16 protein-coding genes are annotated in these 14,079 nt (G+C 68.2%); 12 read left to right on the forward strand and 4 right to left on the reverse strand.

Translation table 11 applies throughout. The annotated features are described in order from the left end of the window. Nucleotides 1-36 precede the first annotated feature (36 nt). The 5 genes from lpdA to pilH all read left to right on the forward strand — a co-directional run bounded on the left by lpdA (nt 37) and on the right by pilH (nt 4,653). On the forward strand, nt 37-1,473 hold the full coding sequence (lpdA, locus tag FXO19_RS03210; protein WP_149193590.1) for a dihydrolipoyl dehydrogenase: 1,437 nt from the start codon (nt 37-39) through the stop codon (nt 1,471-1,473). A gap of 141 nt (nt 1,474-1,614) precedes the next feature. Continuing rightward, a complete protein-coding gene (locus FXO19_RS03215; protein WP_149193591.1) occupies nt 1,615-2,208 on the forward strand; it encodes an LOG family protein in 594 nt (197 codons plus the stop codon). A 164-nt stretch (nt 2,209-2,372) separates the two neighbouring features. After that, nucleotides 2,373-2,666 carry a GIY-YIG nuclease family protein gene (locus FXO19_RS03220; protein ID WP_149193592.1) on the forward strand — a complete coding sequence of 98 codons (294 nt, stop codon included), beginning with the start codon at nt 2,373-2,375 and terminating at the stop codon, nt 2,664-2,666. Between the two features lie 424 nt (nt 2,667-3,090). Next, nucleotides 3,091-4,089 (forward strand): YhdH/YhfP family quinone oxidoreductase, encoded by a 999-nt coding sequence (locus tag FXO19_RS03225; RefSeq protein WP_149193827.1) that lies wholly within the window; start codon nt 3,091-3,093, stop codon nt 4,087-4,089. A 156-nt stretch (nt 4,090-4,245) separates the two neighbouring features. Continuing rightward, the gene (gene pilH / locus FXO19_RS03230; RefSeq protein ID WP_149193593.1) at nt 4,246-4,653 is read left to right on the forward strand and encodes a twitching motility response regulator PilH; all 408 of its coding nucleotides are present in this window, start codon (nt 4,246-4,248) and stop codon (nt 4,651-4,653) included. A gap of 58 nt (nt 4,654-4,711) precedes the next feature. Here the strand turns inward: pilH and FXO19_RS03235 are convergent, their stop codons facing one another. Both FXO19_RS03235 and FXO19_RS03240 read right to left on the reverse strand, forming a co-directional pair. Next, entirely contained in the window at nt 4,712-5,620 is a 909-nt protein-coding gene (locus tag FXO19_RS03235; protein WP_149193594.1) for a DnaJ C-terminal domain-containing protein, read from the reverse strand. Between the two features lie 172 nt (nt 5,621-5,792). Further along, complete coding sequence (locus tag FXO19_RS03240) at nt 5,793-6,263, reverse strand: Hsp20/alpha crystallin family protein (protein WP_149193595.1); 471 nt, start codon at nt 6,261-6,263, stop codon at nt 5,793-5,795. Between the two features lie 146 nt (nt 6,264-6,409). Here FXO19_RS03240 and FXO19_RS03245 point away from each other — a divergent pair, with 146 nt between their 5' ends. Beyond that, nucleotides 6,410-6,889: a peroxiredoxin gene (locus tag FXO19_RS03245; protein WP_149193596.1), complete on the forward strand. Its 480-nt coding sequence runs from the start codon at nt 6,410-6,412 to the stop codon at nt 6,887-6,889. 29 nt (nt 6,890-6,918) lie between these two features. On the opposite strand, the gene FXO19_RS03250 is transcribed toward FXO19_RS03245, so the two are convergent. Then, nucleotides 6,919-9,558 carry a vitamin K epoxide reductase family protein gene (locus FXO19_RS03250; protein WP_149193597.1) on the reverse strand — a complete coding sequence of 880 codons (2,640 nt, stop codon included), beginning with the start codon at nt 9,556-9,558 and terminating at the stop codon, nt 6,919-6,921. Between the two features lie 9 nt (nt 9,559-9,567). Further along, entirely contained in the window at nt 9,568-9,792 is a 225-nt protein-coding gene (locus FXO19_RS03255) for a hypothetical protein (RefSeq protein ID WP_149193598.1), read from the reverse strand. A 280-nt stretch (nt 9,793-10,072) separates the two neighbouring features. Between FXO19_RS03255 and FXO19_RS03260 the strand changes: the two genes are divergently transcribed. The 6 genes from FXO19_RS03260 (at nt 10,073) to FXO19_RS03285 (ending at nt 14,046) form a co-directional block, all read left to right on the forward strand. Beyond that, nucleotides 10,073-10,387 carry a BufA1 family periplasmic bufferin-type metallophore gene (locus tag FXO19_RS03260; RefSeq protein WP_149193599.1) on the forward strand — a complete coding sequence of 105 codons (315 nt, stop codon included), beginning with the start codon at nt 10,073-10,075 and terminating at the stop codon, nt 10,385-10,387. Nucleotides 10,388-10,416: 29 nt separating this feature from the next. Then, a complete protein-coding gene (bufB, locus tag FXO19_RS03265; RefSeq protein WP_149193600.1) occupies nt 10,417-11,319 on the forward strand; it encodes an MNIO family bufferin maturase in 903 nt (300 codons plus the stop codon). Then, nucleotides 11,316-12,155 carry an HvfC/BufC N-terminal domain-containing protein gene (locus tag FXO19_RS19385; protein WP_149193601.1) on the forward strand — a complete coding sequence of 280 codons (840 nt, stop codon included), beginning with the start codon at nt 11,316-11,318 and terminating at the stop codon, nt 12,153-12,155. Before bufB ends, FXO19_RS19385 begins: the two co-directional genes overlap by 4 nt. A 1-nt stretch (nt 12,156) precedes the next feature. Further along, nucleotides 12,157-12,687 carry a DoxX family protein gene (locus FXO19_RS03275; protein ID WP_149193602.1) on the forward strand — a complete coding sequence of 177 codons (531 nt, stop codon included), beginning with the start codon at nt 12,157-12,159 and terminating at the stop codon, nt 12,685-12,687. 170 nt (nt 12,688-12,857) lie between these two features. Further along, entirely contained in the window at nt 12,858-13,394 is a 537-nt protein-coding gene (locus FXO19_RS03280; RefSeq protein WP_187775603.1) for an RNA polymerase sigma factor, read from the forward strand. Next, nucleotides 13,387-14,046 carry a DUF1109 domain-containing protein gene (locus FXO19_RS03285; RefSeq protein ID WP_149193604.1) on the forward strand — a complete coding sequence of 220 codons (660 nt, stop codon included), beginning with the start codon at nt 13,387-13,389 and terminating at the stop codon, nt 14,044-14,046. Before FXO19_RS03280 ends, FXO19_RS03285 begins: the two co-directional genes overlap by 8 nt. Nucleotides 14,047-14,079 lie beyond the last annotated feature (33 nt).

Here is a 14,079-nt window from a genome sequence, read left to right on the forward strand (position 1 = left end):
CGATTCCCCATTCCCCATTCCCGTTGTGAGCGAAGCATGAGCGAACAATTCGATGTCATCGTCATCGGCGCCGGCCCCGCCGGCTACCACGCCGCCATCCGCGCCGCGCAGCTGGGCATGAAGGTGGCCTGTGTCGACGCCGCGCTGGGCAAGGACGGCAAGCCGGCGCTGGGCGGCACCTGCCTGCGGGTGGGCTGCATCCCGTCCAAGGCGCTGCTCGATTCCTCGCGCCAATACTGGAACATGGGCCACCTGTTCGGCGACCACGGCATCAGCTTCAAGGATGCCAAGATCGACGTCGGCGCCATGGTCGGGCGCAAGGACAAGATCGTGAAGCAGTTCACTGGCGGCATCGCGATGCTGTTCAAGGCCAACAAAGTGACGCCGTACTACGGCTTCGCCACGCTGCATCCGGACCGCGTGGTCAAGGTGAAGCAACACGACGACAGCGAGGCCGAGCTCAAGGCGACCAATGTGATCATCGCCGCGGGTTCCGACTCGATCGAACTGCCGTTCGCGAAGTTCGACGGCGAGAACATCGTCGACAACGTCGGCGCGCTCGACTTCACCGAGGTGCCCGCGCGCCTGGGCGTGATCGGCGCCGGCGTGATCGGGCTGGAACTGGGCAGCGTGTGGCGCCGTCTGGGCGCCGAGGTCACCGTGCTCGAGGCCTTGCCCGATTTTCTCGCCGCCGCCGACGCTGATATCGCCAAGATCGCCGCCAAGGAATTCAAGAAGCAGGGCCTGGACATCAAGCTGGGCGCCAAGGTCGGCAAGACCGAGGTCAAGAAGAAGGGCAAGAAGACCGAAGTCCACGTCACCTTCGAGGACAAGGACGGCGAGCAGAGCCTGGTCTTCGACAAGCTGCTGGTCTCGGTGGGCCGCAAGGCCGCGAGCAAGGGCCTGCTGGCCAACGGCACCGGCGTGAAGCTCGACGACCGCGGCCGCATCGAGGTGGACGAACACTGCCACACCGGCGTCGACGGCGTCTGGGCGATCGGCGACTGCGTACGCGGACCGATGCTGGCGCACAAGGGCTTCGAGGAGGGCATCGCCGTGGCCGAGCTGATCGCCGGTCTGCCCGGCCACGTCAACCTCGAGACCGTGCCGTGGGTGATCTACACCGAGCCGGAAGTCGCCTGGGTCGGCCGCACCGAGCAGCAGCTCAAGGACGAGGACGTCCCGTACAAAGTCGGCACCTTCCCGTTCGCGGCGCTTGGCCGCGCGGTGGCGATGGGCGAGCCGGCGGGCATGGTCAAGGTCATCGCGCACGCGGAGACCGACCGCGTGCTCGGCCTGCACCTGGTCGGCGCCAACGTCTCGGAGCTGGTGCACGAGGGCGTGCTGACGATGGAATTCAAGGGCTCGGCCGACGACCTGGCGCGCATCTGCCATGCGCACCCGACCATGTCCGAAGCGATCCACGATGCTGCGATGGCGCTGGACAAGCGGGCGATTCATAAGACGAACTGAAGCCGTGATTCGGGATTGGTGATTCGTGATTCGTGAAAGCGGCGCATCACTCCCGAACGCCTTTGGAGTTGCTGAACGCCGGGCATAAGCTCGGCGTTCGCTTTTGCGAATCACCAATCACGAATCACCAATCACCATCCAATGAAAAGCCTCTGCGTCTACTGTGGTTCCAACGCCGGCAGCGAACCGGTCTACACCGAGCGCGCCATCGCACTGGGGACGCGCCTGGCGGAGGACGGCATCCGTCTGGTCTACGGTGGCGGCAACATCGGCCTGATGGGCACCGTCGCCGATGCCGTGCTCGAGGCCGGCGGTGAGGTGACGGGCGTGATCCCGCAGCAGTTGGTCGACTGGGAGGTCGCGCATCGCGGCGTCACCCAACTGGAGATCGTCGGCTCGATGCACGAGCGCAAGTCGCGCATGTTCGATCTGGCCGACGGCTTCGTCGCCCTGCCCGGCGGCTTCGGCACGCTGGAAGAGATCGTGGAGATGCTGACCTGGCGCCAGCTGGGCATCGGCCGCAAGCCCTGTGCGTTCCTGGACATCGCCGGTTTCTGGTCGCCGCTGATCGCGATGATGGACCGCATGGTCGAGCAGCGTTTCCTGCACCCGGACCAGCGCGCCGACCTGTGGACCGGCGACGATATCGACGCCCTGCTCGCCTGGATGCGCGGCTATGAGCCGGCGCAGGCGTCGAAATGGCTGGACGAGAAGCGCCGCCGGGCGCTGCGCTGAGCGATCCCGCCGCACGGCGGCGGACGTTGCGCCAATCCGCGCTCTGCCCCGTCATCCCGGCGCAGGCCGGGATCCAGGCCCGCGCGTTGTCAGCACCCGCAAGCTGCGCGAGACTCTGCGAACGGCTGGAAGCCGGCTTGTCCCATGGACGATAGGACACCCTCATGGGGGAAAGGACTCCCTGCGTTTACATTCTCGCGAGCCGACGCAACGGCACGCTCTACATCGGTGTAACGTCCGATCTGCCGGCGCGAATCTGGCAGCACAAGCACGATCTCGTTGCGGGTTTCACGCAGCGCCATCGCGTGCACGTACTGGTTTGGTACGAACCCCACCCAACCATGGAGTCGGCGATCCGTAGGGAGAAGGCGCTCAAGGAGTGGAAGCGTGCGTGGAAGCTGCGATTGATCGAGTCGGCGAATCCGCAGTGGCGGGATCTTTATCCGGAGATCGCTTAGGCAACCATCGCAGCTCGTCACGAAGTCTGTCGGGCTCTCGCATGCGCCTCGACTGACGCAGCGTCGGCTCTCTGGATCCCGGCCTTCGCCGGGATGACGGATCTGGAACCATCACGGTTCGTCGTGAAGCCCGTCAGGCTCTCGCATGCGCCTCGACTGACGCAGCGTCGGCTTTCTGGATCCCGGCCTTCGCCGGGATGACGGATCTGGAACCGTCGCGGTTCGTCGTGAAGCCTGTCGGGCTTTCGCGTGCACCTCGACTGACGCAGCATCAGCTTTCTGGATCCCGGCCTTCGCCGGGATGACGGATCTGGAACCATCGCGGTTCGTCGTGAAGCCTGTCGGGCTTTCGCGTGCACCTCGACTGACGCAGAATCGGCTTTCTGGATCCCGGCCTTCGCCGGGATGACGGATTCGAAACATGATGGCCTCTATTCCATCCACCTTCCGCGCCTTTCGCATCCACAATGACGACGCCGGCTATCGCAGCGGCATCGAGGACGTTTCGCTGGACGAGCTCGCACCCGGCGAAGTCGTGATCAAGGCCGCGTATTCCTCGGTCAACTACAAGGATGCCCTCGCCGGCACCGGGCAGGGCAAGATCCTGCGGCGCTTCCCGCTGGTCGGCGGCATCGATGTCGCCGGCCATGTCGTCGCCTCGAGCGACAAGGCGTTCAAGGAAGGCGATGCCGTACTGGTCACCGGCTGCGGCCTGAGCGAGACCCGCGACGGCGGCTACTCCGAATACGTCCGCCTCGAGTCGCGCTGGGTGATTCCACTGCCGGACGGGCTCGACCTGCGCGAGAGCATGATCGTGGGCACCGCCGGCTTCACCGCAGCGCTGGCACTGCTGCGCATGAGCGAGAACCGGCAGACGCCGGACCTCGGCCCGCTGGCGGTGACCGGCGCCACCGGCGGCGTCGGTTCGCTGGCGGTCGACATCTTCAGCAGCGCCGGCTACCAGGTACATGCGATCAGCGGCAAGCCGGAACACGCTGGCTACCTGCGGGCGATTGGCGCCGATGCGGTGCTTGGTCGCGATGCGCTGGCGACCGCGCGGCCGATGGAATCGGTGCGCTTCGGCGGCGGCCTCGACAACGTCGGCGGCCCCATGCTGACCAGCCTGCTCGCGCAGACCGCGCCCTACGGCAACGTCGCCAGCGCCGGGCTCGCGGCCAGCCACGACCTGCCGGCCACGGTGATGCCGTTCATCATCCGCGGCGTCTCGCTGCTCGGCGTCGCCTCGGCCGGCACCGCGCGCGGGATCCGCGACGAGGTCTGGCGCCGGCTCGCGTCCGACTGGAAGCCGTGCCACCTCGACCGCATCTGCACCCGCGAGGCGCCGCTCGAGCAACTGCCCGAGGTGTTCGCGCGCATGCTGGCCGGGGACTCGCTCGGGCGGACGCTGGTCACAATCGGCTGAGACGCGACGGCGCCGTCGCCACGATCCGCTTCAATTCCGTGACGCAGGCGGTTGATTCGTCTGGGCGGGACCCGCACCGTACGGACGCGGGCGGTACTGTCGCTTGCGGGCGCCGGCACCGCAGTTACAATCCTCACGTTGAATCCGGGGAATACCATGGCGCGCATCCTGATCGTCGACGACTCGCCTTCGCAACTGGCCGGCATCCGCCGGATCGTGGAAAAGCTCGGCCATGAAGCGCTGCCGGCCGAAGACGGCCAGGCCGGCGTCGACGCCGCCAAGCGCGAACTCCCGGACCTGATCCTGATGGACGTGGTGATGCCGAACCTCAACGGGTTCCAGGCGACCCGCGCGATCACCCGCGAGCCCAGCACCCGGCACATCCCGGTCGTGCTGGTCACCACCAAGGACCAGGAAACCGACCGCATCTGGGGTATGCGCCAGGGTGCGCGCGGCTATCTCACCAAGCCCTTCAGCGAGAGCGAGCTGTCGGACGTGATCGCCAGCATCCTCACCGCCGGCGACGCCGGTTCCGCCAAGCCGCAAGCGCCCGTCGCGGGCTGAACCACGGCGGTTGGATCGCACCGGCCGATCACGTCGGCGGGACCCCACATCGGTCGAATCACGCCCGTCGCCAACCGGCGCCGAAGGCGTCCTGCAGGTCGCGATAGGCCTTGCGCTGCGCCTCGTTCTCCGCGCGCGGCGCCAGCACCTCGAGTTCCACGATCTGGTCCCCGGCCGCGGCGCCGCGCGCACCAGGCAGGCCGCGGCCGCGCAGGCGCAGTTTGCGCCCGGCCTCGGAATCGGGCGGGATCTTCAGCTCCACCGGCCCACCGAGCGTCGGCACGCTGACGGTCGCTCCGAGCGCCGCCTCCCAGGGCGCCACCGGCAGGACGTGGACGATATTGACGCCGTCGACCTCGAAATTCGGATGCGCGGCATATTCGATCTCCAGCAGCAGATCGCCCTGGCCGCCGGCCCCCTGCCCCTTGAGGCGGATCAGCTGGCCCGGCCGCACGCCTTTCGGGATCCGCACCTCCAGCGCCTTGTCATTGACCGCGATGCGGATGGCGCGGCCTTCGTACACCGCCTCCAGCGGCACTGCCAGACGCGCGCGACTGTCTCCGCGCGGCTGTCCGTGGCCGGCACGCGGACCGCCCCCGCCCCGGCGATGGCCGAACAACTCCTCGAAGAAATCGCTGAAACCGCCGCCGGCGCCGCCACCGGCAAAGATCTCGTCGAAGTCGGCACCGCCGCCGGGCCCGCCCTGGCCGAAGCCGCCCTGCGGCGGCTGCACCTCGTCGCCGGGACGATAGCCGCGGGCGCGCAGCTGATCGTAGGCACTGCGCTTCTGCGGATCGCGCAGTGCCTCGTAAGCCTCGTTGACCGCCTTGAACCGCTCCTCGGCGCCCGGTTCCTTGCTGACGTCGGGATGGTATTTGCGCGCCTGGCGGCGATAGGCGGTCTTGATTTCCGCGTCGCCCGCACTCGGCTCGACGCCGAGGATGTCGTAGTAGTCCTTGAACTGCATGCTTCACCTTGCGCCTGGATCGGGGCCGTGGCCGGAGGGTGCGCCGACCAACGCCGGCGCCCGACGACCTTCGCCGCCGGGCCCGAGGATCCCACAAACGTCACGGCCTGCAAGCACGCCTGCAGGCCGTGACAGGACAAGCGGCCGGATCTGGAGCCGTGCTGCGGCGTCGTTACTGCCGCACGCTGCTGCCCGGCCCGACCTGGATGCGCCGCGGGGTGGTTTCCGGACGCTTGGGAATGCTGATCTCCAGCACCCCGTTGTGGCCGTTGGCGGTGATGCCTTCCGGATCGGCGCTGTCGGGCAGCGCGAAGCGGCGGTGGAAGCTGCCGGTGCGGCGCTCGACCCGCGAGAAGCGAGCGTTTTCCCCGTCGGTTTCGGAGCTGCGCTCACCGCGGATGCTGAGGATGCCCTTGTCCATTAGCACCTCGACCTGCTGCGGATCGACGCCCGGCAGGTCGGCAAAGATCACGAAGCGGCCATCCTCCTCCTTGATGTCCACACGCGGCATCCATTGGCTGGTGACGACGGACGATTCGTCCTGTCCGTCCTCGTTGTTGAAGAACTGGTTGAAAACCTGGCGGATCTCGTCCTGCATCGAGGACTGGATCGGCCACTGCGGGTGGCGGACCGAATGTCTCATCGAAATGTCTCCGTTTGCTGTGATACGGCCGTCGCGGCCGGATGCCCCTCAGCTAGGTCCGCCGGCACCGCCTTTCAAGGGCATTTGCCGCCGCCGTAACGCGGAAACGCTAGACTGCGTTCAGTCAACCCTCACAGGACACCTGCATGCCCATCCAGCCCGGCGATCCGATCCCCGAAGTCGTGCTCAAGCACATCGATGACGGCATCCAGACCATCGACACCCCGACCCTGTTCGACGACAAGAAGGTGGTGCTGTTCGCCGTTCCCGGCGCCTTCACCCCGACCTGCTCGGAGCGGCACCTGCCGGGTTTCGTCAAGCATTTCGACGAATTCCGTGCCCGCGGGATCGACGTCGCCTGCATGGCGGTCAACGACCCGTTCGTGATGAAGGCCTGGGGCGACAGCCTGGACGTGCCCGAAGGCATGCTGATGCTGTCGGACGGCAACGGCGACCTGGCCCGCGCGCTGGGGCTGGAAATGGACGCCAGCGCCTATGGCATGGGCACCCGCGCCAAGCGCTTCGCGCTGTACGCCGAGAGCGGCGTGGTGAAGCAGCTGTTCGTCGAGGCCCCGGGCGAGTTCAAGGTCTCGAGCGCGGAGCACGTGCTGGCGAACCTGGAGTAACGCCGGCAACACCGGGCCGTCCGGGAGCGTCAGACGACATACCGGTCCCATCCGCCGTAGTGCTCCCTGCTGCGCTTGCCGCGCGGCAGGCTCAGGGCGACCACGGCCAGGCCGATGACCACGCCGGCCCACGCCGCGGCCGTGCCGGCGCCCTCCAGCACCCAGGGCGCGATCACCAGCCACAGCCCGAGGGCCACGTTGACGAAGCGCAGCGCGCGCCCGACCTCGGCCATCGCCATCACCGCCACGGTGACGATCAGCGCACCGACCAGGTGGTCGCTGTCGGCCATCGGCGGGCGGGTGTCGAAGATCAACCGGGTGAACATCAGCGCCGCGCCGAGCAGCGCGCTGGCGACCAGCGTCCACGGCACGGTGATGCCGCGGGCGGCCGACGCGTACGACGCCGCCAGCGGCGCATCGAATCCGGGCATGTCGTCGCGGCCGCCGCCGGGTTGCGCGCCACCCCGGAAGAACGTGCGCCAGAACGAGCCGCCGCGACGATGGTCCTGCACCAGGTACTGGCCCATCGCCACCAGTTCGTCGAGGCTGTAGGGAATCATGATGAGCATCGCCAGTGCAGTGACCAGGCACAGCGTGCACCAGGTGCCGATCACGATCGGCTGGATGACGATGAAGTAGATGCTGACCACGCCCAGCGGCACCACCACAAAGCCGAACATCGCCACCATCCACGGCATCGTGCGCCAGCGCCGGCGGTCGCCCATGGCGCCCATCAGGATCTCGAACATGTAGGTCACCGCGCCGAGTCCGGCATCGGCAATCGGCCAGGCCTTGGAGACGTCCGAGGTGATGATGTCCTCGGTGCCGTTGAGCCCGCGGCCGCCGGCGAAGAACGGCTCCCAGGCGGTGTCGATGTGGCCCATCTGGTAGGCGGCCAGGTGGCGCGAGAGCAGCAGCCCGACCACGCCCAGCGCAATGATCGGCACCCGCTGCAGATAGGTCGATGGCGAATAGGTCCAGCCCGGCGGCAGGTCCGAATCGTCCATCATCCCTTCCATGCGCATGCCGGGCATCATCGGCACCAGGATCGCGAACGCGACCACCAGCCCCCCGACCAGGGTGTTGTTGGCATAGCTCGCCGCATCCGGCGCCCAGAACAGCAGCGGTGCGAACAGCAGCCACACGCCGACCGCCGCGCTGCCCCATTGCGCCCAGGAGAAACGCGGCGATAGCGACAGCGTCGCGAACAGCATGATCAACAGGCCGCTGACGATGTCGCTGCGCCCCATCCATGCGCTGCGCAGCGCGGGGTCGGCCAGGCCGCGTTCGGCGGTGACCTGGCGCACGGCGTCGCCGAAGCCACCGGCGTCGAAACTGCCGAACACGAACGGGCTGGCCAGCAGCCACGCACCCAGCATGATGTTCAGGTAATGCGTCCACAACAGGCTGAAATGCATCTTGCGCATGCCGGCCATGTGCGCCGCCATCGCGCCGCCGGCATCGGCGCCGTCCCCATCCGTCGCGTGACCGCATTTGCCCTCGCCGTCTTCTTTCGCAGCCTGCCCGGGAGTGTCCGTTGCGGGCCCGCCCTGCCCGTCGGCGGCGCGATCGCCGTCTTCGCGGGCCTGCGCCTCGACACTTTGCGCGGCGACCTTGGCGGCGTTGAGCTTGTTGCTGCGATACCAGCCGACCGGATCGTCCCGCAGCGCGGCGACGATGGTCGGCAGCGTATCGCGCAGAGAATGCGCGGGCTTCCAGTCGAGCAGCGCGTGCGCACGCGAGGTATCGACTTCGTAGTGATCCGAAGCGGTGTCCACCATCCACGGCCGGATGAACCTGTCCTCGCCCAGCACCTCGCCCTGGACCCATGCGCCGGCCTTGGCCAGCGCCGGCGAAATTTCCCGCGTCTCCCAGTCCTCGGCGTGGATCAGGCGGCCGAGCAGGCGCTGCATCTCGCCCATGCCGATCGCTTCCGGCTCGGCCAGCAGCAAGGGCAGCTCGGGCGGCAGCCGGGCACGGTCCCGGACGATGCGCAGCAGCGCGTCGGTCAGATCGTCCAGGTGCAGCGAGGGCTGCCCGGTGTCGAGTGGACCCGGATAGACATGGCTGACCGTCTGTCGCTCGTGGATGCGCGCGATCTGCTGGACGAGGAACGCCGAATGACCTTGCTCGTCGTACACGCCGGCCGGGCGCAGCAGCACCAGCGGGATGTCGCCGTGCTGTTCGCGCAGCAACCGCTCGGTGCGGATCTTCGAATCGCGATACGGCAACGATGCGGCCTGCAGCGGCGAGTCCTCGTCGATCGGCGCGCCACGCCGTGTCGGCGCATGCACCAGCATCGTGCTGGCGAACACGAACTGCTCGACGTCGAACGACGCCTTCAGCGCCTGCAACAGGCGCTCGGTGCCGCGGACCGTGACCGCTTCATAGCGGGGATCGGGATCGCCGCTGAGGTCGAAGTAGGCGGCCAGGTGGATCACCGACGCGATCCGGGTGCCATGCGCAAGCCGGACGCGTTCCAACGCGACCCGGACGCTCTCGTCGGAGGTGAGGTCGATGCAGACGCACTCGGCCTCCGGTGGCGGGTGCGGTGAAACCTCGCGATCCAGTCCGACCAGGTCGAAACGGCCCGCGAGTTTCCGGATCACAGCGGCGCCGATGAAGCCGCTACTGCCGGTGACGATGACGGTGTCTTTCCGTTCTTCCATCCCGTCGCTTCAAGGCTTGCTGCGCAAGTACTTGATCAGCGCAAGAATGCCGAGGACGAGCGCGACGAGCACCAGGACGCCGAACACGATGCAGACGACCATCATTCCGACACCCATGCCGCCGTAGGGCACGCCGGCGTCCCGCATCATGGCGGGACCGCCTTGGGCGGCCAGCACGAGGCCGCCGAACAGGCTCAGCAGCAGGCCTGTCGAGATCATCGCAAGGGATTTCATGTGATGTCTCCCTGCCGTTCCCGATGGGGAATGCCGAGGCTACAAAGCATGAAGAAAAGACGATGTGACAGCCGAAACCGTGCAATGGACCCTATGCCGTAGCCGTAGTTGCCGTGCCCTCGACGTCGAGGCCAGCCGCGTGCGTCTTCCAGGGGCTCCGCACGCCGCGATGTAACCATTTGCTCCTGCCGGACGAATCCTCCTGATGCGGGGCGATCGGGCGCCGCCACCGATGCCCGACGACACCTCGCCCTTCCATCAACCGATCAGGAGATGCTTCATGACGACCCGCATTCAGTCCGCCGTTCCCGCATTCGCCCTCGCTGCCGCGCTGGGCTCGGCGCTGGCCATGGGCGCCTCGCCTGCACAGGCCCAGGAGAAAGGCGCCGAGAAGGAGAGATGCTACGGCGTCGCCCTCGCCGGCAAGAACGATTGCGCCGCCGGCCCCGGCACGACCTGCGCTGGTACCTCCAGGACCGACCATCAGGCGAACGCCTGGAAGTACGTGCCGGCCGGCACCTGCACGCAGACCGCTTCGGAAACCTCGCCGACCGGCAAAGGCCAGCTCGAGCCGTTCGAACCCAAGCAGTCGTAAACCCCCTTGGCCCTTCCGGAGACAGGTCGGTGAACCTCCCCACACCCCCCTCCATCGCCGAATCTTCTCCGGCCGGCACCGGCCTGCCCGTGCGGGCCGGTGTCGGATTCAAGCCCCGTCATTTCGATGCGCTGCGGTCGGATGTCGCGCCGCCCGGCTTCATCGAGGTGCACGCCGAAAACTATATGGGCACTGGCGGCGCACCGCATGCCCAGCTCGCTGCGCTCCGGGAGCGGCTGCCGCTCTCGCTGCATGGCGTCGGCCTGTCCATCGGCGGCGAGGACCCGCCGGACCCGGCCCATCTCGATCGCCTGGCGACGCTGATCGCCCGCTATCGGCCAGCGGTCTTCTCGGAACATCTCGCCTGGTCGACGCACCACGGCCGGTTCTTCAACGACCTGCTGCCGCTGCGCTACGACAGCCACACCCTGGCCCGCGTCTGCGCGCACATCAACCAGGTGCAGGACCGGCTCGGCGTGCGCATGCTGCTGGAGAACCCGGCCACCTATCTCGAGCTCGACGGCGGCACCTACGACGAGCCCGACTTTCTGTCGGCGATCGTGCGTCGTACCGGCTGCGGGCTGTTGCTGGACGTGAACAACGTCTACGTGTCGTGCCGCAACCACGGCCACGATCCGCTGGCCTACCTGGCGGCGCTGCCGCTGCGCGCGGTGTGCGAGATCCATCTCGCCGGACATGCCGAGGAGCGGGACGCCGGCGGCGACCTGCTGCTGATCGACAATCACGGCTCGCCGGTCGCCGACACCGTGTGGGCGCTGTACGCGCGCACCTTGGCGATGACCGGACCGATCGCGACCCTGATCGAGTGGGACAACCAGGTGCCCGACTACGCGACGCTGCGCGAAGAGGCGCGGCGGGCGGAGGCGATCCTGGACGGGATCGGCGCAACCGCACAGGAGATGGCGGCATGACCGGCGCCGACGCCCGGCAGGCCGTCTCGCAACAGCACTCAGCCGTTGCGCCGCTGCGGCTGGGGGATTTCGCCGCCGCGCTGCTGCAGCCGGACCGCGACGTGCCTGCCGGGGTCGACACCCGCGACCTGCGGCGCGCAGAACGCCGGTTCGCCGTGCATCGCAACAACTTCGTCGTCAACCTGGTCGATACGCTGGCCGAATCGTTTCCGGTCACCCAGGCCCTGGTCGGCCCGGACTTCTTTCGTGCGATGGCGCGCGAACGCGTGCTGGCCGCGCCGCCGCAAAGCCCGGTGCTGACCGACTACGCGATCGGCTTTCCGGACTTCATCGCCGGGTTCCCGCCGGCCGCGGCCGTACCCTACCTAGCGGACGTGGCCAGGATCGAGGCGCTGCGCATCCACGCCTATCACGCGGCCGACGCCACGCCGGTCGCGGACACGGCCTATCGCGAACTGTTCGAAGCGCCCGAACGGCTGGCCGCGACGCGCACGGCGCTCCATCCCGCCTGTGGCTGGTTCCGCGCCCGCCATGCCGCATATTCGATCTGGCGCGCGCACCAGGGGCTGCAGGACATGGCCGAGGCCAGCCTCGCCGGCATCGACGTCGCGCGCGCCGAGGACGTGCTGATCGCCCGACCGGCATTCGACGTCGCCGCCACCGCCCTGCCCGACGGCGCCGTCGCCTGGCTGAAGGCGCTTCGCCACGGGCAGCCCTTCGCCGCCGCGTTCGAGGCCGCGCATGCCGCCGGCGCCGAGGTCGACGACGGCGCGCTGTTCGCGATCCTGATGCGTCATGGCCTGGTCGCCGCGTTCGATCCCACTCCGGAGCATTGACATGGACACTTTCTCGGCAGCCGCCCCCGACACCCAACCCGGCCCTTCGGCCGGCGTAGCGCGCGGCGCATGGAAGGTGATCGCCCTTTTCGAGCGCATTCCCCACAGCGCGATCGCCCTGCTGGCGCGGTTCTCGATCGCGGTCACCTTCTGGCTGTCCGGGCAGACCAAGATCGAAGGGCTGGTGCTGGACCCGATCGGCCGTACCGTCGAACTCGGCCTGCCGCGGATGTCCGGGAATGCGGTGGAACTGTTCCGCAGCGAATACGCGCTGCCGCTGATCCCGCCCGAGCTAGCCGCGGTGACCGCCGCCGTCGCCGAGCACGTGTTCCCGCTGCTGCTGCTGATCGGACTGGCCACGCGTTTCTCCGCGTTCGCGCTGCTGATCATGACGCTGGTGATCCAGGTCTTCGTCTATCCCGGCGCATTCGCGACGCACGGGATGTGGGCCGTGGCGATGCTCTACCTCATGGCCAGGGGGCCTGGACGCGTCTCCCTGGACCACCTGATCGCGCGCCGCGATCGCGCCTGAGCGCGACGTTGCACTTGGTGATCGCATCGGACCGCCGCATCATGGCCACCATCCTTCCGTTCCAGCGACCGGAGTCGACCACGTCGATGCCCCAGCGCAATCCATCCGCCACCCCCGGCGATTCGCCCCGGCCCGGCCGGGACAGCGGCGCGGCATGGGCCGGGCTGATGATGCGTGCGCAGGACGGCGACCGGGTGGCGTACCACGCGCTGCTCAGCGACATCAGCCCCTACCTGCGAGCGATCGCGCATCGCTATCTCGGCCGCGGGGAGGATGCGGAGGATGCGGTGCAGGAGATCCTGCTGGTCGTGCACGACATTCGCCATACCTACGAACGCGGACGGCCGTTCAAGCCCTGGCTGGCCACGATCGCCACGCGCCGCTGCATCGACCTGCTCCGGCGCCGCTCGCGACGCGCCGCGCATGAAATCGACGCCGACGATGCACTGGATCGCCTGCAGGAGGCGTCGCCCGGCCCGTACGAAACGACGACGCACCTTCACGACAGCCGTACGATCCACGAAGCCGTCGACGGACTGTCGCCGAAGCAAAAGGAGGCGATTCGCCTGCTGCACCTCGAAGAAATGTCGCTCGACGAGGCATCGACCCGCAGCCGGCAAAGCGTCGGCGCCCTGAAGGTCGCCTGCCACCGGGCGTTGAAAACGTTGAAGCAAGCCCTGGCGGGAAAGGGAGAACCGCATGACTGACACCAGCCGCCTCATCGACCAGCTGACCGCGCAGGCCAGGCCGGTCCGTCCGCTCGCATCGCCGTTGCGGCGGACGCTGCTGTGGATCGCGATGGCGGCCGCGCTCATCGCGGCGATCGTCGCCGCCTATGGCCTGCGCCCCGGCTTGGCGGAGCTTGCCGCGACGCCGGCGCTGGTCGAATGGATCGCCAGCGTCCTGACCGGCGTGCTCGCCGCGTACGCGGTGTTCCAGATCAGCGTGCCGGGCCGCTCGCCGCGCTGGGCCTGGCTTCCGCTGCCGGCGCTCCTGCTATGGCTGGGCGGCCTGGGCTGGGGCTGCCTGCACGATGCCGCCCGCATGGGCAGCGCAGCCTTCGCACTGGAGATGGCCAGCTCGGAATGCGCCGTCGCGATCGCCATGACCAGCATTCCGCTCGGATTGGTGATGCTGCTGATGGTGCGGCATGCCGGCGTCATCCGCCCCGCTCCCACGGCGATGCTGTCGGCGCTGAGCGCCGCGGCCCTGTCGGCGGCGGGCGTAAGCCTGTTCCATGGCGGAGAGAGCGCGCTGATGGTGCTGCTCTGGCACGTCGGCGCCGTGATCGTGCTGTCGCTGCTGTGCCTGGCGTTCGGGCGCCCGCTGTTCTCGTGGATCGGGTACGTCAAGCGCTGAGGCCGCGCACATCCGGATTCAACCGTCGCAGCC

It is taken from the genome of Luteimonas suaedae, from assembly GCF_008312895.1.
GTDB classification, from domain to species: Bacteria; Pseudomonadota; Gammaproteobacteria; order Xanthomonadales; family Xanthomonadaceae; genus Luteimonas; species Luteimonas suaedae.